This window comes from Mycobacterium sp. E1747 (assembly GCF_001667775.1).
Taxonomy (GTDB): domain Bacteria; phylum Actinomycetota; class Actinomycetes; order Mycobacteriales; family Mycobacteriaceae; genus Mycobacterium.
In genome coordinates, this window is sequence record NZ_LZJI01000249.1 from 1 (window position 1) to 21,713 (window position 21,713).

Consider the following 21,713-nt stretch of genomic DNA (forward strand, 5'->3'; position numbering starts at 1 on the left):
CGACCGCGGTGACGTGGACGGGGATGGGGTCGGCGCCGCACTGCCCGCTGCCGCGGCCGGCGATCGGGCCGGGCACCTACAACCTCGTGGTGCAGCTGGGCAACCTGCGTTCCCAGCCGGTCCCGTTCATCTTGAACCAGCCACCTCCGCCGCCGGGTCCGGTGCCCGGGCCGGGTCAGCCCGCGGCCGCGCCGCCACCGGAGGCGCCCCCGGCCCCGGTTCCCGCGGGTTAACTCAGCGGGTCGGCGATCGTCGACTCCGCGAGCTGCGACAGCCCCTCCCGCACGTGACGGGCCCACATCGCGCCGATGCCCTCGACCGATTGCAGGTCGCCGGCGCTGGCCGCCAGCAGGCCCTGCAGCGTCCCGAACGAGCGGACCAGTAGGTCGGAGTGGGCGAACTGCAGCCGCGGGATGCTGGCCAGCGCTCGGTAGCCGCGCGGGCTGACAGCCGAGTCCTGCGCCTCGGCCGTGGTCGGATAGCCGAAAACCTTTGCCAGCGCGGTGAGTTCGAGCAGCTCGGTGTCCGAGAGGGCGTCCAGCTCGTCTAGCGTCGCCGTCATCTGCGCCTTGGACAGCGGCTCCGGGCTGGCGTGGTAGTCGCGCACGGTCAATTCCCGCGCGATGTCGTTGCCGCCCAGCAGCTCGTCCAGCTGCAGCCGCAGTTGGCGCCCGTCGGTGCCCAACTCGACGACGTCGTCGTCGATCACCAAGCCGATCCGCCGCACCAGCTCCAGTCGCTGCACCACCGTCATCACGTCGCGCAGCGTGACGAAGTCTTCGATCTCGGCCAGCGACAGTTGCCTGCTCACCTCGTCGAGCCTGGTCTTGTACCGCTCCAGCGTCGCGATCGCCTGGTTGGCCCGCGACAGGATGGTCGCGGAATCGGCCACCACGTGGCGTTCACCGCCCACGTAGACCGTCACGATGTTCATCGAATGGCTGACCGAGATCACCGGGTAACCGGTTTGAACCGCCGCTCGTTCCGCTGACCGGTGCCGCGTCCCCGATTCGTCGGTGGGTATCGACGGATCCGGCACCAGTTGCACGTTGGCCCGCACGATGCGGCTGCCGTCGGTGGACAGCACCACGGCGCCGTCCATCTTCGCCAGCTCCCGCAGCCGCGTCGGCGCGTACCGAACGTCGAGGGCGAAGCCGCCGTCGCAGATGGCCTCGACGTTTTCGTCGTTGCCGATGACGATCAGCGCACCGGTGCGGCCACGCAGGATGCGTTCCAAGCCGTCTCGCAGCCCGGTGCCCGGTGCCAGGCGGGCGACGGTCTCACGCAGTGTCGGACGTGTCACAGCGTGTCATTGTGCGGCCCCAGGGCGTTTTGCGTCCAGCCGGTGCGCGGCCCGGCGATGGCTTTCATGTGTTGCAGCGCCGCGGCGATGGTCGGTGCGCGCAGCGCCCGCATCCCGCTCGGCACGATCTCGCGCCGCGGGTCGTCGCCGTCGGGGATGAGCGCGATGCTGAATCCCTGACGCGCCGCCTCGCCCAGCCGCCGTTCCATGCCGCCGACCCGCCGCAGGTCGCCCGCCAGGCCCACCTCGCCGATCATCACCGCCGTCGTGGGCAACGGCAGGTCGGCGTAGGCCGACGCCAGCGCCATCGCGACGGCCAAATCCGAGGAGGGATCGGTCAACCGCATGCCGCCCACGGTGGACAGGTAGACGTCGTTGACACCGACGGCCAGCCTGCCGTGCTTTTCCAGCACCGCGCTGATCATCGCGGCCCGCGAGTGGTCGATCCCGCTGACGGCGCGGCGCGGCGAGCCGCCCCCCGGCTTTGAAAGGCTGGGCGTGAGCAGTGCCTGCACCTCCCCGATGAGCGGTCGCTTGCCGTCCAGCGTCACGGTGATCGCGGTCCCGGCGACCGGCGCCGGCCGCTGATCCAGGAAGAGGTTCGACGGATCGGACACGTCCTCGATCCCGTTGTCATGCAACAGGAAACAGCCGACCTCGTCGGCCCCGCCGAACCGGTTCTTGACGCCCCGAACCATCCGCAGCGCCCCGTTGCGGTCGCCCTCGAAATGCAGCACGACGTCGACCAGGTGTTCCAGCGAGCGCGGTCCCGCGATGGCCCCGTCCTTGGTGACATGGCCGACCAGGATCAGCGCGACGCCGTTGGCCTTCGCGGCCGCGGTCAAGGCGGCGGTGACGGCGCGCACCTGCGTGACGCCGCCGGCGACGCCGTCGGCCTCGGTCGTGGACATGGTCTGCACGGAATCGACGATGACCAGCGCCGGCTGCACTGTCGCGATGTGGTCCAGCACCGTGTGCACGTCGGATTCGGCGGCCAGGTAGACCTCGTCGGCGCCGCAGCCGGTCCGATCCGCACGCAGCCGGATCTGCCCGGCCGACTCCTCGCCGGAGATGTACAGCGCGCGGCGGCCCGAAAGCGCCCAGCGATGGGCCACCTTGAGCAGCAGCGTCGACTTGCCCACGCCCGGATCGCCCGCCAGCAGCGTGACCGAACCCGGCACCACACCGCCGCCGAGCACCCGGTCGAGCTCTCCGATCCCGGTCGAGCGGTGCCGGCTGGCGTTGGGCTCGACGGAAGTGATCGGGACCGGCGGCGAGGCCGAAGCGGACGCGATGACCGCGCGCCGGCCGCCGACGGCGCTCAGCACCGGCACCTCGTCGACCGCGCCCCAGGTGCCGCACTCCATGCAGCGGCCCACCCACTTGGCGGTCACGTGCTGGCATTCGGAGCAGCGGTATTGGGAGCGCGGATTTGCCACGCCATGACGGTATCGAGCCGGTACGACAAATCCCGGCTGTGACAGGCGGTTGCCCCCGCCTAGCTTGGCTGCGCCGGGCCCAACTTGGCCGAAACGGGCACCTGGACGGTGGCCTGACCGGCCTTCTCGAAGTTGAACGTGAAGTTGTACAGCAGTCCGTTGCTGATCGGCTTGGCCAGCATCACGGTCGCCTTGGCCGCATTGCTGGAGCCCAGCGGGCCGGGCGCTACCTTCTGCCCCTCCGGGGTACCGATCAACAACATGCCGCCCGCGGGCAGCCGGCCGTCGCCGCTCAGGGTCACCGAGCCGACGTCGCTGGTGATGCTCACCAGCCTGTCCGGCACGTCCGGCGACTGGTTGATGGCCACCAGCATGAGGTCGACCGCTTGTCCGGGCTCCACGAAGGCCCCGGTCTGCGGCGCCTGCATGCGGATGTCGCGCAGCGCCACGTTGTTGACGGTCACCTTGTTGCCGTTGATGGCGGGCTCTTGGACGGCCATCTGCGAGACCTGGCCGGCCCCGCAGCCACACAGGAGCGCCGCGACCACCGCAATGAGGCCGACGAGCACCGCCCGAGCGGTCAGCGCCGGCGCGCGGAGGGGGAGGCCGATCTCGAAGCGGTTCACTCAATGCCTCCTGCTGTGCCGTTCGACGGATGCAACTATGCACAGTAGTAGGAAGCTTTCGCGCGCGGTAGCGCGGGGCTCGGGACCAGCCAGGAGGGCCGTCTCGGGGGCCCCGTCAGGACGCTCAGGGGCCGCTCTCGAGGCCGAAAAATGCCAGGGGTAATGTGCATCACTGCACGTTCTGCTCCCCCTGTCAACCCCTAATGTGCGCGTGTTGTGCCCCTGACCTGCATCGTTGCTCCACGCGCGATTGGGTGGCCGTGTTAGACTGAAGTAACGAAAGGGGCTCGAATCAGATGATCTTCAAGGTCGGCGACACCGTTGTTTACCCGCATCACGGTGCTGCGTTAGTCGAGGCGATTGAAACCCGCACCATCAAAGGGGAACAAAAGGAATATCTCGTCTTGAAGGTGGCGCAGGGAGACCTGACCGTTCGAGTTCCCGCCGACAACGCTGAGTACGTCGGTGTCCGCGACGTCGTCGGCCAGGAGGGCCTCGACAAGGTCTTCCAGGTTCTGCGCGCTCCCCACACCGAAGAGCCCACCAACTGGTCGCGCCGATACAAGGCCAACCTCGAGAAGCTGGCATCCGGTGACGTCAACAAGGTGGCCGAGGTAGTACGCGACCTGTGGCGTCGCGACCAGGAACGCGGCCTGTCCGCCGGCGAGAAGCGCATGTTGGCCAAGGCCCGCCAGATCCTGGTCGGGGAATTGGCCCTCGCCGAGAGCACCGACGACGCCAAGGCGGAAACCATCCTCGACGAGGTCCTGGCCGCCGCTTCCTGAAGGCCCTGACGCTTCGGTGGTCACGGGGACGGTCTCCTCGGGCACGGTCGTAGCAGTGGTTCCGGCCGCAGGGTCGGGAGAACGACTCGGCGCCGGCATGCCGAAAGCTTTCTGCGAGATCGACGGGAGCACCCTGCTGGACCGTGCCGTCGGCGGTTTGCTGAAATCCGACGTCGTCGACCACGTGGTGGTCGCGGTCCCGGCGGCCCGCGTCGACGAAGCCAAGCGATCCCTGGGCGAACGGGCGACCGTCGTCGCCGGCGGGCCCGACCGCACGACGTCGGTGAGCCTGGCGCTGGCGGCCCTAGCCGGCGACCCCGACTTCGTCCTGGTGCACGACGCCGCCCGCGCCCTCACGCCCCCCGCGCTGATCGTGCGCGTGGTGGACGCCCTGCGAGCCGGGCACGCCGCCGTCGTGCCCGCGCTGCCGCTGCATGACACCATCAAGGCCGTGGACGCCAACGGTGTGGTCCTGGGCACGCCCGAGCGGGCCGGCCTGCGCGCCGTGCAGACACCGCAGGGCTTCGCCCGGGACTTGCTGATGCGCGCATATCAGCGGGCGGGCACGGCCGACTTCACCGACGACGCGTCGCTCGTCGAGCATGTCGGGGGGCAGGTCCAGGTGGTCGACGGCGACCCGCTGGCGTTCAAGATCACCACGCCGCTCGACCTGTTGCTGGCCGAAGCGATCGTGCGCCGGTGAACGGTCTGCCGCGCGTCGGCCTGGGCATCGATGTGCACCCGATCGAACCGGGCCGGCCCTGCTGGCTGATGGGCCTGCTCTTCCTCGACGCCGACGGCTGCGCCGGTCACTCCGACGGCGACGTGGGCGCCCATGCGCTGTGCGACGCGCTGTTGTCGGCCGCCGGGCTGGGTGACATCGGCGCCGTCTTCGGCGTCGACGACCCGCGCTGGAAAGGCGTCAGCGGCGCCGACATGCTGCGCCACGTGGCCGAGTTGGTATCGCGGGACGGCTTCCGCGTCGGAAACGCCGCCGTTCAGTTGATCGGCAATCAGCCAAGGGTCGGGCCGCGGCGCGCCGAGGCGCAGCGCGTGCTCTCGGAGGTGTTGGGGGCGCCGGTCTCGGTGTCGGCGACGACGACCGACGGGCTGGGCCTGACCGGTCGCGGTGAGGGCCGTGCCGCCATCGCCACCGCGCTGATCGTTCCCGGCGGCTAAGGCGCGCAGCGCCGGGCGACCGGGAACCACCCGGTAAGCTGGCACGTCGTGACCGATCGCGCCCGCTTGCGGCTACACGACACGGCAGCCGGTGCTGTGCGTGATTTCGTCCCCCTGCGCGAGGGTCACGTCTCCATCTACCTGTGTGGCGCCACGGTCCAGGGCCTGCCGCACATCGGCCACGTCCGCAGCGGTGTGGCCTTCGACATCCTGCGCCGATGGCTGATGGCGCGCGGCTGCGACGTCGCGTTCATCCGCAACGTCACCGACATCGAGGACAAGATTCTGGCCAAGGCCGCGGCGGCCGGCCGGCCGTGGTGGGAGTGGGCGGCCACCTACGAGCGCGCGTTCAGCGCCGCCTACGACGCCCTGGATGTGCTGCCGCCGTCGGCGGAGCCGCGCGCGACCGGGCACATCACCCAGATGGTCGAGTTGATGGACCGCCTGATCGAAACCGGCCACGCTTACGCGGCGTGCGGGGACGTCTATTTCGACGTGCTGAGCTATCCGGAGTACGGCCAATTGTCGGGGCACAAGGTCGACGACGTTCATCAGGGCGAGGGGGTGGCGACCGGCAAGCGCGACCAGCGTGACTTCACGCTCTGGAAGGGCGAGAAGCCCGGTGAGCCGTCGTGGCCCTCGCCGTGGGGCCGCGGGCGTCCGGGCTGGCACCTGGAGTGCTCGGCGATGGCACGCACCTATCTGGGTCCCGAATTCGACATCCATTGCGGCGGGATGGACTTGATCTTCCCGCACCACGAAAACGAGATCGCGCAGAGTCGCGCCGCCGGCGACGGGTTCGCCCGCTACTGGTTGCACAACGGCTGGGTGACCATGGGCGGCGAGAAGATGAGCAAGTCGCTGGGCAACGTGCTGGCCATCCCGGCGTTGCTGCAGCGCGTGCGGCCGGCGGAGCTGCGCTACTACCTGGGCAGCGCGCACTACCGCTCGATGCTGGAATTCTCCGACACCGCCCTACAGGATGCGGTGAAAGCCTATGTGGGCGTGGAGGAATTCCTGCACCGCGTCCGGGTCCGCGTCGGCGGCGTCGAGCCCGGTGAGTGGACTTCACGGTTCGCCGAGGCACTCGACGACGACTTGGCGGTCCCGGCCGCGCTGGCCGAGGTGCACCACGCCCGCGCCGAGGGCAACCGGGCCCTCGACTCCGGCGACCACGAAGGCGCCCTGCAACATGCCAGGGCGCTCCGCGCCATGATGGGGATCCTGGGCTGCGACCCACTCGACGAGCGCTGGGAAACCCGTGACGAGACGTCGGCCGCACTCGCGGCCGTCGAGGTGCTGGTGCGGGCCGAACTGGAGAACCGGGAAAAGGCACGCGAGCAACGCAATTGGGCGCTCGCCGACGAGATCCGGGACCGGTTGAAGCTCGCCGGCATCGAGGTCACCGACACCGCCGACGGACCGCAGTGGTCGCTGCAGGCCGGTCAGACCCCGTAATGGCCGGCAATTCGCGCCGCCGCGGCGCAATACGCAAGGCGGGCACCAAGAAGGGGCCCACCGTAGGCTCGGGCGGACAGCGCCGGCGCGCGCTGGAGGGGCGCGGTCCCACGCCCCCCGCGCACCTGCGACCCAACCATCCCGCCGCCAAGCGCGCCCAGTCGCCCCCGCGGCGTCCCACCAAGCGGCCCACCGACGAGACGGAAACCGTGCTCGGCCGCAACCCGGTGCTGGAGTGCCTGCGCGCCGGTGTCCCGGCGACGGCGCTCTACGTGGCGCTCGGCATCGACGCCGACGAGCGGGTCACCGAATCCGTTGCTCGCGCAGCGGATTCGGGCATCTCGATCCTCGAGGTGCCGCGTGCCGACCTGGACCGGATGACCAGCAACCACCTGCATCAGGGCATCGCGTTGCAGGTCCCGCCGTACAACTACGCCCACCCCGACGACCTGCTGGCAATCGCCATGAACTCCCCGCCGGCGCTGCTGGTCGCGTTGGACAACATCTCCGATCCGCGCAACCTGGGCGCGATCGTGCGTTCGGTCGCGGCCTTCGGCGGTCACGGTGTGCTGATCCCGCAGCGGCGCTCGGCGTCGGTGACGGCCGTGGCCTGGCGCACCAGCGCGGGCGCGGCGGCCCGCATCCCGGTCGCGCGGGCCACCAATCTCAATCGGACGCTCAAGGATTGGGCGGACCGCGGGATCCGCGTGATCGGCCTGGACGCTGACGGCGACACCATGGTCGACGACCTGGACGGCGCCGACCCGCTGGTGGTGGTCGTCGGCTCGGAAGGCAAGGGCCTGTCGCGGCTGGTGCGGCAGAACTGCGACGAGGTGGTGTCGATCCCGATGGCCGGGGACGCCGAATCGCTGAACGCCTCGGTGGCCGCGGGGGTGGTGCTCGCCGAGATCGCCCGGCAGCGCAGGGTTTAACCGCGGTGCGCCGCTGGCCCGCTCGCCTCGGTGCTGCGCTGGTTGCGGTCGTCGTGCTGGCGTCGCCCGCCGCGGCCGCCCTGGCGCCGGAGTTCGACCTGCAGGCGCATCGCGGCGGTCGCGGGGAGACCACCGAGGAGTCGGTGCGGGCCTTCGCGAAATCGCTCGAACTGGGCGTCAGCACACTCGAACTCGACATCAACATCACCAGCGACGGCCAACCGCTGGTGTGGCATGATCCGACGATCGACCCGGAGAAGTGCGCCGACACCGGCCCCGCCTTCGCCGGGGATCCGCAGTACCCCTACGTGGGAAAGCTGGTGCACGAGCTCACGCTGTCACAGATCCGCACCCTGGACTGCGGTCAGCGGCTGGCCGAGTTCCCCGACGCCGAGGTGGTGCGCGGCAACAAGATAGCCATCCTGTCGGAGGTCTTCACGCTCGCCGATTCCTATCGCGCCGCCGTGCGGTACAACATCGAGACGAAGGTGGCGGCCGACCGCCCCGGCACTTCGGCCGAGCCCCAACAGTTCGTCGACGTGATCCTGGCCGCCGTCAGGTCGGCCGGCAAGGTCAGCCAGGTGGAGATCGAGAGCTTCGACTGGCGGACCCTGCCGTTGGTTCGCCGGGCCGAGCCGTCAATCCCGTTGGTGGCCTTGTACAACGAGGAGACCTGGGTGCCCGGTTCGCCATGGCTGGCGGGTGAGGACGCCGCCGCCGTCGGCGAGCCGATGATCGGTGCGAAGCTTGCGGGCGCGGACATCGTCTCGCCCAGGTACCAGCTGGTCACCGGCAAACCGTACGTCGATCGCGGGCATGCGCTTGGGTTGCAGGTGATCCCGTGGACGGTCGATGATGCGGCCGCCATGCACGAACTGATCGCCGACGGGGTCGACGGGCTGATCACCGACTATCCGACGTTGTTGCGCGGCGTGCTGGCCGAACTGGGGATGCCGCTGCCGCCCGCCTACCACCGGACGTAGCGTCAGGGCACCACGTTCACCAGAGTGGCGGCGGTCGCGACCCGGGCATCGATGTCGGATCGGCGCGGGCGCCAACCCGGCCGATTTGGTCGAGACCACAAGCCAATTCGACACGATCCCATATCGTTGAGGAATCGCCGAAGCCGCGCAAGCGCTGCAGCAGGGCGTGGAATTCAGGGAGGCGATCGGCTAGACGCCGAACAGCCGCGCCGACGCCCACAGTGCGAGCACCGCGAGCACCAGGGACACCGGCACGGTACACACCCCGAGGCGGGTGTATTCGCCGACACCGGCGTCGACGTCGTGCTGGCGAAGCACCCGCCGCCACAACAGGTTCGACAGCGAACCGACGTAGGTCAGGTTGGGTCCGATATTGACACCGACCAGGACCGCCAGAATGGCGACCGGCCCGCTCGGCGCGACCAGGGGAAGCAACACCAGGGTGGCGGGCAGGTTGTTCACCACGTTGGCCAGCACGGCGGCCACCGCCGCGATGGCCAGCAATGCCGGCAATGTCGAACCGGACGGCAGCACCGCCGACATCGCCTTGTCCATGCCGTTGATCATGACCGCACGCACGACCACACCCAGCGCGAGCACGAACACCAGGAATGACACGTGGGCCGACCGCGCGATGTCGAACACCGAGGTATGCCGACGGCTCAGGCTGCGCGCCGCCAGCACCGCCGCACCGGCGAGAGCCACCCAGGCCGGGGCCACACCGACGGACTGGGCCACCGCGAAGCCGGCCAGCGTCAGCCCCACGACCACCAACACGAGCACCGGTGGCCGGGGCGCCGGCCCCGGTTGCTCCGGATGGGGTTGCACGCGCAGGTCGTCGGCGAAGAACCAACGGAATACCGCGTACAACGTCACCACCACGCCGAGCCACGGCAACGCCATCAACAGGGTGAACCGAATGAACGAAAGGTTGGCGGTGTGAAACGCAAGCAGGTTGGTCAGATTGGATACCGGCAGCAGCAGGGAGGCGCCGTTTGCCAGGTGCGCGGTGGCGTAAGCGTACGGCCGTACCGGGGTCCGCAGCCGACGAACGGCGGCCAGGACCACCGGGGTCAGCAATACCACCGCGGTGTCCAGGCTCAGGACGGCGGTGATCAAGGAGGCGATGACGAACACCCGCCGCAAGAGCCCGCCCGACCCGACGCTGCCGCGCGTGATCGCCGCACCCGCCGCCTCGAACAGGCCCTCGTCGTCACACAGCTTGGCGAGCACGAGCACCGCGCCCAAGAACCCGACCACCCCGGCAAGCCCGGCCACCTCCTCGACCGCCTGATGCACCGAGATGGCGCCGACCGCGATCACGATCAGGGCCGCGGGAACCGCCGCCACCGCCTCCGGCAGCCCCCGCGGGCGCACGACGGCGAAGGCCAGGACGGCAGCGAGCAGCACCAGCGCAAGGGTCAAAGTCAATGGATTAAAACCGTCTCAGGCCCAAGGGTTTTCGCGTCGCCAGACCGTGGGCAGGTGCAGCGCGACACCGTCCTGCGCGGCCAACTCGTCGAGGATGCGGATGGAGGAGTCCAGGTCGTCGCCCGCGTAGGGCAAGGCCCGCAGCGGTTTTGACAGCGGCCGGAAGAAATCGTCCCAATGAATCATGAGCACGCGGCGCGCCCGCACCGCGCGCACGGTCTCGGTCCAGTAGTCGGTCAGGTATGACCTCGGCTGTAGTCCCAGCTGCCCGACGGACAGGTAGACGGCGTCGGCGCGGTGACCGGCCAGCGCACCCTTGACGAACCCGGCGCTGCCCTGGATGAGCAGCCGCCGGCCGGTCGGCCGGTGGTGGACCAGCGTCGACCAGGACTCGCCGCAGCGATAGGCGGACGCCTTGACCGGCGGGATCAGCGGCGCGTCGATGGTGCCGGGAAACCGGTCCGGCGGGCAATGATGGGATTCCACCAGCGTCACGTCGTACGCGCCCAACGTGATTGGCTCGCCGCTGGCGGCGATCAGGACGCGGTCCTCGGGCAGCCCGTAGCCACGCCCGACATTGGCCGCCGACCGTCCGCCCACCAGTCGCGCACCGGTGCGGTCGGCGACGAGCGCCGAATCCAGCGCGTGGTCGATGTGGGTGTGCACCGGGACGACCGCCTCGAGCGCGGACACCTTGGCGCGCGCCAGGCAGCCGTCCACGCGGGCCGGTGACGGCGCGACCTTGCCGGCGGCCACCCGCGCCAGGCTCGGCCGGGAGAAGTAGCCGTCGGTCAGCAGCGCCGACGAGCCGTCGTCGATCAGCAGCGTCGCCACGCCCATCCACGTCGCCGATAGGGACCCGGCTTCGGCGGCGGGCGCGTCGAACCGATCCGCGTACCGCCCGATGTCGGGCCGACCGAGTTTGAGCCGCATCAGCCGAACGCGCCGATCTCGACGCCGGCGGCCGTGAGCCCGTCACGCACGGCCGTCGCGATTTGTACCGCTCCGGGCGAATCGCCATGCACGCAAACCGATTCCACGGTGACCGCGATCGGTGTGCCGTCGCTGGCGGTGACGCGGCCGGAGGTCACCATGCCCACCACCCGGTCGGCGATCGCCGCGGGGTCTCCCAGCACCGCGCCGGGCTCGCGGCGGGAAACCAACTGGCCGTCCGCCCGGTAGGCGCGGTCGGCGAATGCCTCGGCCACCGTGCGGAGGCCGCGCTGGGAGGCCTCGTCGAAGAACGCCGAACCCGCCATGCCCAGCACCGGGAGGGCCGGATCCACCATCCGCACCGCCTCGGCGACGGCGGCCGCCTGGTCGCGGTTGGTCACAATCGTGTTGTACAGGGCGCCATGGGGTTTGACGTAGGACACCGCGGAACCGGCCGCGCCGGCGATCGCCTGGAGCGCGCCAATCTGATAGACCACGTCGGCGATCAGGTCCTCGGCGGCGATGTCGATGAAGCGCCTGCCGAACCCGGCCAGGTCGCGATAGCTCACCTGCGCCCCGATGCGGACGCCGCGCTCGGCGGCAGACCGGCAGACCCGCAACAGGACGGCGGGGTCACCGGCGTGAAACCCGCAGGCCACGTTCGCGCTCGTGACGATCCGCAGCATGGCGTCGTCGTCACCCAGGCGCCAGACGCCGAAGCTCTCGCCCAGGTCGGCGTTGAGGTCGATGCGGGCCACCCGGCCAGCTTATGGGGCGGGGCCGACCTGCGACAGGTGACCGCGGGTGTCCACCGGCGCGGCGCTGCCGCTCGACGATCGTGGTACGGCCGGCCTAAGGGCGCACACCGCCGCCTGCAGCACGATCGCGAATTGCCTACGCACCAGAGCCTTTCGGGCGCAGGCCGGCTGTGCCGACCAGCTCAGGCGGCGAATTCCTGTCGGCGGCCCAGCGACCAGCAGACCAGGTAGATCAGGAAGGAAATCCCCGCGACGAAGACGGACACCGGGACGCCGGGCGCCAGCGATAGCACGATGCCGCCCACAGCGGAAACCTCGGCGAAGACGACCGAGGTCACCATCGCCGCCGCCGGCGAGGCGACCACTCGGGCGGCGGCCGCCGCCGGCGTGATCAGCAACGACATCACCAGCAGCGCCCCGACGATCTGCACGGCCTGCGCGGCCACCACGCCGACCAGGGCGGCGAACACGATGCCCAGCGCCCGAACCGGAACGCCGCGGGCCGCCGCGACGTCGGGGTCGACGGTGGCGAACAACAGCGGGCGGTAGCTCGTCGCGATGACGGCGATGACGAGCAGGCACACCAGCGCCAGCATCCCCAGCCCGGTGTAGCCGACGCCGACGATCTGTCCGGTGAGCAAGGCGAAGCTGGTCGCGGTCCGGCCCGGGTAGAGGTAGATGAACAGCACCGCCAAGCCCAGCCCGAAGGCCAGCACCACGCCGATGACCGAGTCGCGTTCGCGGGCCCGCCGGCCCAGCACGCCGAACAGCGCGGCCGCCAAAGCGCTGCCGACCAAGGCGCCCACCCCCACCTCGACGCCGACCAGCAGCGCGAAAGCCGCTCCGGTCAACGACAGCTCGCTGGAGCCGTGCACGGCGAACGACATCTGGCGCATCACGATGAACGGCCCGATGAGCCCGGCCACCAGGCCCAGCAGCGCCGCGGCGAGCAGCGCTTGCTGGACGAAGTCGTGGCGCAGTAGGTGGGCGGTGACGTCGAAGTCGAGCAGGTGTGCCAGCACGCCGGTGAGCCGGTGATTCACTGGTGGGCCCAGTCGCTCTCGCCGACCACCACGTAGCGGTCTTTGACCTTCACCACCGCAATGTCGGCTTGGTACAGCGTCGAGAGCGTCTCGGTGGTCATCACCTCGTCGACGGTGCCGATCCGGAATCGTCCGTCGACCAGATAGATCAGCCGGTCCACGTACGGCAGGATCGTGTTGAGGTCATGGGTGACGACGATGACGGCGGTCGCGGCATCCCGGCGGCGGCGGTCGATCAGCGCGGACACCAGCCTGGCGTTCGCGGGGTCCAGGGCCAGCAGCGGCTCGTCGCACAGCAGCAGCATGGGGTCGCTGACCAGCGCCTGCGCGACGCGGATCCGCTGTAGCTCGCCGCCGGACATCACCCCCATCCGGACGTCCGCCAGATGTTCGGCGTTGACCTGTCGCAGCGCCTCGGCCACGATCGCGCGGCGGCGGGCGCGGTCGGCGGATCTCACCGGAATGCCGCCCCAGCGATGCCCGTCGACGCCCAGCCGAACCAGGTCGCGTCCCCGGAGCATCACGTCGGAGTCCATCGGCCGGTGTTGGGGGATGTAGCCGACGCGACCACTGCCGGAATGTGTCGGCTGTCCGTCCACCAGCGCGACGCCGGCGGACAGCGGCAGCTGCCCCAGCAGCACCTTGAGCAAGGACGTCTTGCCGCTGCCGTTGGGCCCCAGGACGGCGATGAATTCGCCGGGCGACACCGTCAGGTCGAGGTGGTCCCACAGCACCCGGTCACCGAACGCCAGCCGCGCACCGCGCAGCGAGACGATATCCGGCTGGCTGCCGACGGCGCGGACCGCGTCGAGGCTCACGGTTGGGCTGACCGGCGCGACTGCAGTGCGGTCAGCAGCTGGTTGACCGTATTGCGCTGCCACGTCAGGTAATCCGTGCCGTCGGGCAGCGTCTCGCTCACTTCCGTCACCGGCACGCCCGCGCGTCGCGCGGCGTCCCGCACGCCGTTGATCGCGGGGGTCGACGTCTGGGGGTTGACCAGCACCGCCGACACCTGATGGCGGTCGATCAGGTCGAGGACGAACGCCATGTCGGCGGGCGAGGGGTCCGTCTCGTTCTCGTTGGCCGCGCTGAAGCCGCCAGGCGTGCGGTTGACCAGACCGGACGCCGCCAGCAGGTAGTAGCCGACGGGTTCGGTCGCGATGACCCCGGTGCCGGGGTAGGCGCTGGCGATGGCGTGTTCGGAGATGGCGATCGCGTCGGCGCCGCGGCAGAACGCGGCGGCGTTGGCCCGGTAGTCGGCGGCGTGGGCGGGGTCGATGGCGGCGACCCGGTCGGCGACGGCGAAGGCCACCGATTTGGCGACGTCGAGGTCGTAGAAGACGTGCTCGTTGGCGGGCTGCTCCCCCGAGTCCTTGTGGAAGGAATAGGCGCCGATCGCCTTCACTCCGCGGTGCTCGGCCAGGACCTGGTCCACCCAGGGGTCGTAACCGCCGCCGTTGTACACCAGCAGGGTGGCGTCGGTGATGGCCGCGGCGTCCGCGGGGCTGGCTTGGTAAGAGTGCGGGTCGGTGTCGGCCCCGGTGAGGATGGACTTGACCGCGAGGTGGCGGCCGGTGATCGCGCTGGCCACGCTGCCCCAGACTCCGGTGGAGGCCACAACCGCGGCCGCCCGCGGGTGCGCCGGGCCGCCGCAGCCCGTGCCGGCGGCGAGCAGGACCAGCACCGCGGGCAGCCAACGCCGCGCGCCGGCGACCGCGATTCGTCCTCGCCTCAGCGCCATGCCTGCGTCCGATGTCCTCTCGCCGGCCGGTCGGCCGACCCATAATACTAATGAAAATCGTTTCCATTACAAAGTCGCGAGTGCAAGCCGCGTAGGCGCGCATGCGGATTCGTTGTAGCGTCACCGACTGTGAGTCCCGGACCGCGCCGGCGTGCGACTCTGGCGTCGTTGGCGGACGAACTGAAGGTTTCGCGCACCACGATCTCGAACGCCTTCAACCGGCCGGATCAACTCTCCGCCGACCTGCGCGAACGCGTGCTGGCGACCGCAAAGCGGCTGGGATACGCCGGTCCCGACCCGGTGGCGCGCTCGCTGCGCACCCGCAAGGCCGGCGCGGTCGGCCTGGTGATGGCCGAGCCGCTGCCCTATTTCTTCAGTGACCCGGCGGCGCGGGATTTCGTCGCCGGAGTCGCGCAGTCGTGCGAAGAGCTGGGGCAGGGCCTGCTGCTGGTGGCCGTCGGGCCGGGCCGCAGCATGGAGGACGGGACCGGTGCGGTGCTCGGCGCCGGCGTGGACGGTTTCGTGGTGTATTCGGTGTGCGACGAGGACCCGTACCTACAGGTCGTCCTGCAGCGCCGGTTGCCGGTCGTGGTCGTCGACCAGCCGAAGGACCTCTCCGGTGTGTCCAGGGTGGGGATCGACGACCGGGCGGCGATGCGTGAGCTGGCCGACTACGTGCTCGGGCTGGGGCATCGCGAGATCGGGCTGCTGACCATGCGGCTGGGCCGGGACCGCCGGCAGGGGCTGGTGGACGCCGAGCGCCTGCGGTCGCCGGCGTTCGACGTGCAGCGCGAACGCATCGTCGGCGTGTGGGAGGCGATGGCGGCTGCCGGTGTCGACCCCGATGCGCTGACCGTGGTTGAAAGCTACGAGCATCTCCCCGAGTCCGGGGGAATCGCCGCCAAGGTCGCCCTCGAGGCCAATCCCCGGATCACCGCGTTGCTGTGCACGGCGGACATGTTGGCCCTGTCGGCCATGGACTACCTTCGCGCACATGGCATTTATGTGCCCGGCCAGATGACCGTCACCGGTTTCGACGGTGTGCCAGATGCGATCGGCCGGGGATTGACCACGGTGGCGCAGCCGAGCCTGCAGAAGGGCCGCCGGGCGGGGGAGTTGTTGCTGCGCCCGCCGCGGTCGGGCCTGCCTGTCCTCGAGATCCTGGACACCGAGCTGATCCGGGGCCGCACCGCCGGTCCGCCGGCTTAGCCGTGTCTTCGGGGGCTAGGAGTCCTGGTCGCCGATCAGCAACCGCACGGCCAGGTCCAGCCGCTTGCTGACGTCGGTGGCCGAGGCCCGGCGGGTGAGCCAGGCGAGCAGGTTGGACAGCCACACGTCGGAGATCACCCGGGCGATGTGGTACTGGTCCTCGGTCGGTTCGCCGTCGGCCATCGCGCGGGCGAACATCGAGTCGATCAGCTTCTCGACCTGGTCGACCTCGCTGGCCGCCGACGCGTCGGCGAACACATAGGCGCGCGTCATGGCCTCGGTCAGCAGGGGATTGCGCTGCATCGCGCGGTTGAGCTTGCCGACCATGAAGTTCAGCCGCTGAAACGGCGTACCGCCGGCGACCGACGACCGGTCGGTCTTGGCGTCGATGCGGCTGAACTCACGGCCCAGCGCCGACACCAGCAGGTGCACCTTCGACGGGAAATACCGGTACAGCGTGCCCACCGCCACGTCGGCGCGGTCGGCCACGGCGCGCATCTGGACCGCCTCGTAGCCGCCCTTCGACGCGATCGCCATGGTGGCGTCTAGGATCCGCTTGCGCCGTTCCCGCTGTGCTTCCGAGCCGAGTTCGGATTCCGCCAGTACCGCCACGTTCGTCACCTCGCGCGGCTGCGAGTCTGAAGCGCGACTCGCGCCGGCCCTCGAACCGGCACTGGCTGGCGTATGGCGGGTTGCTCCTGTTCCTGGCGGCACGCTTGCAAACGATACGCATGCTGAGTGTGAATTTCCCACCTCCGTACCGCCGGGACAGCCGCGTGTGCTGCTGTGATGGCGTTCGACTTGACGGTCGATCGCTGGCACTATTAGAACACGTTCTAGTCAGCGACGAGGCCGGTTGCGCAGCGACCCGAGCCGAGCAGGAGAATCGATGGCTAGGGGTCGTAGGCCCCGAGTCACGTCGAGTCGAACGACGGGGAGGTCCCGAGGGTGGTAGCGACCGTCACAGACGAGCAGTTCGCCGCGCGTGCCCTGGTGCGCGACTGGGCCCGCAATTCGACGTCGGGGACGGGCGGGACGACGGCGATCCGCGAGGTCGAGCAGGGTGATGCCGACGCGTGGCGCCCGGTCTTCGCCCGCCTTGCCGAGCTGGGCATCTTCGGCGTCGCGATCGCGGAGGACCACGGCGGCGCCGGCGGCAGCGTCGAGGATCTGTGCGCCATGGTGGAGGAGGCGGCCAAGGCGCTGGTCCCCGGCCCGGTCGCGACGACGGCGCTGGCGACGCTCGTCGTCACCGATCCCGAACTGTTGGCGGCACTGGCCGCCGGCGAACGCTTCGCCGGGCTGGCGCTGGGCGGCGACGCCCGGTTCGACGACCAAACGTCGAGGGCGTCGGGCACGCTGCCGCTGGTGCTCGGCGCGGCCGACGGCGGTGTGCTCCTAGTGCCGGCCGACGGGAAGTGGCTCCTTGTCGACACCGAGAGCGACGGCGTACAGGTCGAGCCGCTGGAGGCCACCGACTTCTCCCGCCCGTTGGCCAGGGTGGTGCTGACGTCGGCGCCGGCCGCCGTCTCGGCGTCGCGCCAGCGCGTCGACGAACTGGCGGCCACCGTGCTGGCCGCCGAGGCGGCCGGCCTGACCCGGTGGGCACTGGACACCGCCGTCGACTACGCCAAGGTCCGCGAGCAGTTCGGCAAGCCGATCGGCAGCTTCCAGGCCGTCAAGCATCTGTGCGCGGAGATGCTGTGCCGCGCCGAGCAAACCGAGGTGGCCGCCGCCGATGCCGCCCGCGCCGCAGCGGATCCCGATCGAGACCAGTTCTCCATCGCGGCCGCGCTGGCCGCGAGCATCGGCATCACTGCCGCCAAGGCCAACCTCAAGGACTGCATCCAGGTGCTCGGGGGCATCGGCTGCACCTGGGAGCACGACGCGCACCTGTACCTGAGGCGAGCGCACGCCATCGGTGGATTCCTCGGCGGTGCCGAACGGTGGTTGCGCCGGGTCACCGAACTGACCCAGGGCGGTGTGCGGCGCCGCCTCGGGATCGACCTCACCGAAGTCGAGGGCCGGCGCGCGGAGATCGCCGCGGCCGTCGCCGAGATCGCCGCGCTGCCCGAAGGGAAGCGGCAGGCGGCGCTGGCCGACGCCGGGCTGCAGGCGCCGCACTGGCCGGCCCCGCACGGGCGCGGCGCGTCACCGGCCGAACAATTGCTGATCGATCAGGAGCTGGCGGCCGCCGGCGTGGCCCGCCCGGATCTGGTGATCGGCTGGTGGGCGGCGCCGACCATCCTCGAGCACGGCACGCCGGAACAGATCGAACGCTTCGTGCCGGGCACCCTGCGCGGTGAATTCCTTTGGTGCCAGCTGTTTTCCGAGCCGGGGGCCGGCTCCGACCTGGCGTCGCTGCGCACCAAGGCGGTTCGTGGCGAGGGTGGCTGGCTGCTCAGCGGGCAGAAGGTGTGGACGTCGGCGGCGCACAAGGCCCGCTGGGGTGTCTGCCTGGCGCGCACCGACCCCGATGCCCCCAAGCACAAGGGCATCACCTACTTCCTGGTGGACATGCGCTCGCCGGGCATCGAGATCCGCCCGCTGCGCGAGATCACCGGTGACTCGCTGTTCAACGAGGTCTTCCTGGACAACGTGTTCGTGCCCGACGAGCTGGTGGTCGGCGCGGTGAACGACGGCTGGCGGCTGGCCCGGACCACGCTGGCCAACGAGCGGGTCGCGATGGCCACCGGCACCGCGCTGGGCAACCCGATGGAGGAGCTGCTCAAGGTGCTGGGCGAGCTCGACCTCGACGCCGCGCAGCAGGACCGGCTCGGGCGGTTGATCGCCATCGCCCAAACCGGCGCGCTGCTGGACCAGCGGATCGCGCAGCTCGCCGTCGGCGGGCAGGACCCGGGGGCGCAGTCCAGCGTCCGCAAGCTCATCGGCGTGCGCTACCGGCAGGCGTTGGCCGAGTTCATGATGGACGTCTCCGACGGTGGTGGGCTGGTCCGCAACCACGCGGTGTACGACTTCCTCAACACCCGCTGCCTCACCATCGCCGGCGGCACCGAGCAGATCCTGCTCACCGTGGCCGCCGAGCGGCTCCTCGGCCTGCCGCGCTAGAGGGGCTCTCGTCGAGACTGACCGCCTTTCGTCGAGACTGACCGCCTCTCGTCGAGACTGACCGCCTTTCGTCGAGCCTGTAATTTGGCAGTCCCTTACTCGCACTTTGTCTGCAGATTTACCGGCTCGCCGAGTTGTCGGTGCCCTGGGCCACCATTCGGCCCATGGGCGGGGTGTTGATCGGTAGCGAAGCCGTGGCGCGCGGAGTGGTGACGCGCCATGAACTGCGACGTTGGTATGCGCCGATCTACCCGGGCGTGTATGCCCCGAAACGGCAACAACTTTCGCTGCGGGACAGGACCGAAGGCGCCTGGTTGTGGTCCCGGCGCAGGGCGACGATAGCGGGCGTCGCGGCTTCGGCCTTGCACGGTGCTCGGTGGGTTGACGACGACGTCCCCATCGAGGTGGTCTGGTCAAATACGCGGCCGCCGCGCGGAGTGGTCGCGCGCGAGCAGTTGCTCGCCGACGACGAGACCGCTTGTATCGCAGGGTTACCGGTGACCACCGCCGTGCGAACGGCGTACGATCTGGGCCGGTATCTGTCCCGCGGGCAGGCGGTCGCCCGTCTCGACGCATTGATGCGGGCGACGCCGTATTCCAAGAACGATGTGCTGCTGCTCGCCGAGCGATATCCCGCTGCTCGCGGGTTGCGCCGGCTGCGTTCGGTCCTGCCCCTTGTCGACGGCGGTGCCGCGTCGCCGAAGGAGACCTGGCTGAGGCTTCTGCTCAACGATGCCGGCTTGCCTACCGTGATCACCCAGATACCGGTGCTCGACGGGTACCGGCCTGTGGCCATCCTCGACATGGGCTGGCCGGAGTTCGGCGTGGCCGTCGAGTATGACGGTGACCATCACCGCAGCGATCGGCGTCAATACGTCAAGGACCAGTGGCGGCTGCGAAAGCTTGCGGACATGGGCTGGGTCGTTATTCGGGTGATCGCCGAGGACAAGCCACAGGACATCATCGCGCAGGTCAGGCGGGCGCTCATCGCTCGAGGTTGCCGGCTCGAGGGAGCGGCCCAAGCCCCGTTAGCGGGATGACCGCGGATGGCCGGTCATCGAGCCTGTAGTTCCGCAGCCCCTTACTGGCACTTTGTCTGCAGATTTACCGGCTCGGCGGCCAGCCCCTCAGGAGAACGTCGTCTGCGCGCAGGTGCTGGGCGAGGTGATGTTGACGCCGGGATAGACCACCTGGATGTGGGTGCAGACGATGACGTTGTTGTCGGTCTTGGGCTGACCGGTCTGCCAGTCGGTGGAGTCGATGCGCCCGGTCGTCTGGTACTTCTCCGGCGGGCCCTCGCCGAAGTAGACGGTGGTGATCTCGTCGGAGCCCATCGACTTCATCACCCGCTCGTGCTCACCGTCGGCGTGCGCGTCCAGGTAGGCCAGCCGGTTGGACGAGCGGATCTCGGTGGTCTGTCGGGCCCAGAGGCCGTTCGGGAAGCCGGTCACCCCGTCGGGCGTCAGCATGTCCGCCCCGGCGGTGAAGTCGCAGTGGCCGTCGGCCTTGAAGCAGTTCAGGATGGTGCGCGTCTCGAGCTGGTTGGGCCCGTCGAGGGGGAACAGCGTGGTGGCGGTGTTGCTGGCCGCGCCCGCGAACGGGGCGGGCAGGAAGGTCAACGCCGAGCCGATGACCGCAAACCCGGTGATCAGTCGCTTCATGCTGCTCCCCTTTCGGTTCGCCAACCCTCACGGTGAACCTAACCCCGCGACTATTCGTCGTAGGTGACTTCTACCGAATCAGATTCCGGGTGGGATTGACAGGCCAGGATCAGCCCGTCGTCGAGGTCTTGCTGCTCGAGCACGTCGTTGACCTCCATGCTCACCTTGCCGCTGCGCAGGGTGCACGCGCATGCGCCGCAGTGGCCCTCGCGGCAGGAGAACGGCGCGTCGAGGCCCTTCGCCAGCAGGACGTCGAGCAATTTGGCGCTGCGCGGCCACGACACGGTATGGGTCTCACCGTCGAGCTGCACCACCGCGGTGGCCGGCGGCGAGTCGCCCGGGGCGGTGTCGTCGATCTTCACCGTCGCGAACGGGTCGGAGTCCAGCGACTTGAACACCTCGATATGCACTTGCGCCGCAGGCACTTCCAGCGATTCCAGCGCGTCGCGGGCCGCGTCCATGAATGGTCCGGGTCCGCAGATGTATACCGGCCGGCCGGTATAGGGCGAGGCGAGCCTCGCCAGCGCGGCCACGCTCGGCATCCCCTGCAGCGATTCCAGCCAGTGCACCACGGTGAACCGGTCGGGGTACTTGGCGGACAGTTCGCGCAGCGCGTCGGCGAAGATCACCGACCTGTCGTCACGGTTGGCGTAGAGCAGGGTCACCTGGCCGCTGCCCTCGGCGAGGGCCGACTTGGCGATCGACATGATCGGGGTGATCCCGCTGCCCGCGGCCAGCAACAGGAAGTCGTCGTCGAGTGTCTTGGGCACGAAGTTGCCCGACGGGGCCAGCACGTGGATCCGCATGCCGGCCCGCGCGTGTTCGCAGAGCCAGTTCGACGCGTAGCCGTCCGCGGTCCGCTTGACCGTGACGGTCAGCGCGTCGTCGGTGAACGGCGAGCTGCACAGCGAGTAGCAACGGGCCACCGACCCGGTGCGCTCGCTGGGAACGCGCAGTGTCAAGAACTGTCCGGGCGCGTAGCGCAGCCGTTCGGGCGGGATGTCGGGGTCGCCCGGCTCGTCGGGTACCGCGAACACCAGCGACCGCGCGTCGTCAGTCTCGGCGACGACCTCGGCGATCTGCAGTTCAAGGACATGGTCACCGAGCGGCTCGTCGAGGTTGGCCTCGGCCACGGACCCCACCCTCCCTCTCGTTACAACTAG

Annotated in this window: 21 protein-coding genes and 1 pseudogene; 10 read left to right on the forward strand and 12 right to left on the reverse strand. The window is 69.9% G+C overall.

Annotated features, from left to right (window positions below):
* Positions 1–233: pseudogene (locus A5695_RS26185) on the forward strand (hypothetical protein); the annotation flags it as partial.
* Here the strand turns inward: A5695_RS26185 and disA are convergent.
* Genes disA through A5695_RS26200 form a run of 3 tightly spaced genes read right to left on the reverse strand, consistent with a single transcriptional unit; the run spans position 230 to position 3,368 of the window.
* On the reverse strand, positions 230–1,303 hold the full coding sequence (gene disA / locus A5695_RS26190) for a DNA integrity scanning diadenylate cyclase DisA (protein ID WP_068089546.1): 1,074 nt from the start codon (positions 1,301–1,303) through the stop codon (positions 230–232). The pseudogene A5695_RS26185 and the gene disA sit on opposite strands and share 4 nt — an antisense overlap.
* Complete coding sequence (radA, locus tag A5695_RS26195) at positions 1,300–2,742, reverse strand: DNA repair protein RadA (protein ID WP_068089550.1); 1,443 nt, start codon at positions 2,740–2,742, stop codon at positions 1,300–1,302. Before radA ends, disA begins: the two co-directional genes overlap by 4 nt.
* 59 nt (positions 2,743–2,801) lie before the next feature.
* Entirely contained in the window at positions 2,802–3,368 is a 567-nt protein-coding gene (locus A5695_RS26200) for a hypothetical protein (RefSeq protein ID WP_068089553.1), read from the reverse strand.
* 296 nt (positions 3,369–3,664) lie between these two features.
* On the opposite strand from A5695_RS26200, the gene carD reads away from it, so the two are divergent.
* The 6 genes from carD to A5695_RS26230 are packed head-to-tail and all read left to right on the forward strand — an operon-like array spanning position 3,665 to position 8,705.
* Positions 3,665–4,153, forward strand: coding sequence for an RNA polymerase-binding transcription factor CarD (gene carD, locus A5695_RS26205; RefSeq protein ID WP_007166539.1), 489 nt, complete (start codon positions 3,665–3,667; stop codon positions 4,151–4,153).
* Positions 4,154–4,169: 16 nt separating this feature from the next.
* On the forward strand, positions 4,170–4,856 hold the full coding sequence (gene ispD, locus A5695_RS26210) for a 2-C-methyl-D-erythritol 4-phosphate cytidylyltransferase (protein WP_068089556.1): 687 nt from the start codon (positions 4,170–4,172) through the stop codon (positions 4,854–4,856).
* Positions 4,853–5,332, forward strand: coding sequence for a 2-C-methyl-D-erythritol 2,4-cyclodiphosphate synthase (gene ispF, locus A5695_RS26215; protein WP_068089559.1), 480 nt, complete (start codon positions 4,853–4,855; stop codon positions 5,330–5,332). The genes ispD and ispF overlap by 4 nt, the downstream gene beginning before the upstream one ends.
* A gap of 48 nt (positions 5,333–5,380) precedes the next feature.
* Positions 5,381–6,790 carry a cysteine--tRNA ligase gene (gene cysS, locus A5695_RS26220; protein ID WP_068089562.1) on the forward strand — a complete coding sequence of 470 codons (1,410 nt, stop codon included), beginning with the start codon at positions 5,381–5,383 and terminating at the stop codon, positions 6,788–6,790.
* A complete protein-coding gene (gene rlmB / locus A5695_RS26225) occupies positions 6,790–7,722 on the forward strand; it encodes a 23S rRNA (guanosine(2251)-2'-O)-methyltransferase RlmB (RefSeq protein WP_068089565.1) in 933 nt (310 codons plus the stop codon). The genes cysS and rlmB overlap by 1 nt, the downstream gene beginning before the upstream one ends.
* A 5-nt stretch (positions 7,723–7,727) precedes the next feature.
* Positions 7,728–8,705: a glycerophosphodiester phosphodiesterase gene (locus A5695_RS26230; protein ID WP_068089568.1), complete on the forward strand. Its 978-nt coding sequence runs from the start codon at positions 7,728–7,730 to the stop codon at positions 8,703–8,705.
* Between the two features lie 189 nt (positions 8,706–8,894).
* Here the strand turns inward: A5695_RS26230 and A5695_RS26235 are convergent, their stop codons facing one another.
* The 6 genes from A5695_RS26235 to A5695_RS26260 all read right to left on the reverse strand — a co-directional run bounded on the left by A5695_RS26235 (position 8,895) and on the right by A5695_RS26260 (position 14,611).
* Positions 8,895–10,136: an SLC13 family permease gene (locus A5695_RS26235; RefSeq protein ID WP_068089571.1), complete on the reverse strand. Its 1,242-nt coding sequence runs from the start codon at positions 10,134–10,136 to the stop codon at positions 8,895–8,897.
* A gap of 15 nt (positions 10,137–10,151) precedes the next feature.
* Positions 10,152–11,069, reverse strand: a complete 918-nt coding sequence (locus A5695_RS26240; protein WP_068089574.1) for an MBL fold metallo-hydrolase — start codon at positions 11,067–11,069, stop codon at positions 10,152–10,154.
* Complete coding sequence (locus A5695_RS26245) at positions 11,069–11,827, reverse strand: LamB/YcsF family protein (protein WP_068089576.1); 759 nt, start codon at positions 11,825–11,827, stop codon at positions 11,069–11,071. Before A5695_RS26245 ends, A5695_RS26240 begins: the two co-directional genes overlap by 1 nt.
* 182 nt (positions 11,828–12,009) lie before the next feature.
* Entirely contained in the window at positions 12,010–12,870 is an 861-nt protein-coding gene (locus tag A5695_RS26250) for a metal ABC transporter permease (RefSeq protein WP_068089579.1), read from the reverse strand.
* Positions 12,867–13,688, reverse strand: a complete 822-nt coding sequence (locus tag A5695_RS26255; RefSeq protein WP_068089583.1) for a metal ABC transporter ATP-binding protein — start codon at positions 13,686–13,688, stop codon at positions 12,867–12,869. The genes A5695_RS26250 and A5695_RS26255 overlap by 4 nt, the downstream gene beginning before the upstream one ends.
* On the reverse strand, positions 13,685–14,611 hold the full coding sequence (locus A5695_RS26260) for a metal ABC transporter solute-binding protein, Zn/Mn family (RefSeq protein ID WP_068089586.1): 927 nt from the start codon (positions 14,609–14,611) through the stop codon (positions 13,685–13,687). Before A5695_RS26260 ends, A5695_RS26255 begins: the two co-directional genes overlap by 4 nt.
* A gap of 129 nt (positions 14,612–14,740) precedes the next feature.
* Between A5695_RS26260 and A5695_RS26265 the strand changes: the two genes are divergently transcribed.
* Positions 14,741–15,820 (forward strand): LacI family DNA-binding transcriptional regulator, encoded by a 1,080-nt coding sequence (locus tag A5695_RS26265; RefSeq protein WP_068089589.1) that lies wholly within the window; start codon positions 14,741–14,743, stop codon positions 15,818–15,820.
* Positions 15,821–15,835: 15 nt separating this feature from the next.
* Here the strand turns inward: A5695_RS26265 and kstR are convergent, their stop codons facing one another.
* Positions 15,836–16,432 carry a cholesterol catabolism transcriptional regulator KstR gene (kstR, locus tag A5695_RS26270; RefSeq protein WP_067279200.1) on the reverse strand — a complete coding sequence of 199 codons (597 nt, stop codon included), beginning with the start codon at positions 16,430–16,432 and terminating at the stop codon, positions 15,836–15,838.
* Between the two features lie 336 nt (positions 16,433–16,768).
* On the opposite strand from kstR, the gene A5695_RS26275 reads away from it, so the two are divergent.
* Together A5695_RS26275 and A5695_RS26280 are read left to right on the forward strand one after the other, a co-directional pair.
* Positions 16,769–18,889, forward strand: a complete 2,121-nt coding sequence (locus A5695_RS26275; protein ID WP_068089592.1) for an acyl-CoA dehydrogenase — start codon at positions 16,769–16,771, stop codon at positions 18,887–18,889.
* A gap of 164 nt (positions 18,890–19,053) precedes the next feature.
* A complete protein-coding gene (locus A5695_RS26280; protein ID WP_068089595.1) occupies positions 19,054–19,929 on the forward strand; it encodes a hypothetical protein in 876 nt (291 codons plus the stop codon).
* An 87-nt stretch (positions 19,930–20,016) separates the two neighbouring features.
* Here the strand turns inward: A5695_RS26280 and A5695_RS26285 are convergent, their stop codons facing one another.
* Together A5695_RS26285 and A5695_RS26290 are read right to left on the reverse strand one after the other, a co-directional pair.
* Entirely contained in the window at positions 20,017–20,550 is a 534-nt protein-coding gene (locus A5695_RS26285; protein ID WP_068089598.1) for a hypothetical protein, read from the reverse strand.
* Between the two features lie 50 nt (positions 20,551–20,600).
* Positions 20,601–21,683 (reverse strand): ferredoxin--NADP reductase, encoded by a 1,083-nt coding sequence (locus tag A5695_RS26290; RefSeq protein WP_068089601.1) that lies wholly within the window; start codon positions 21,681–21,683, stop codon positions 20,601–20,603.
* Between the last annotated feature and the right edge of the window lie 30 nt (positions 21,684–21,713).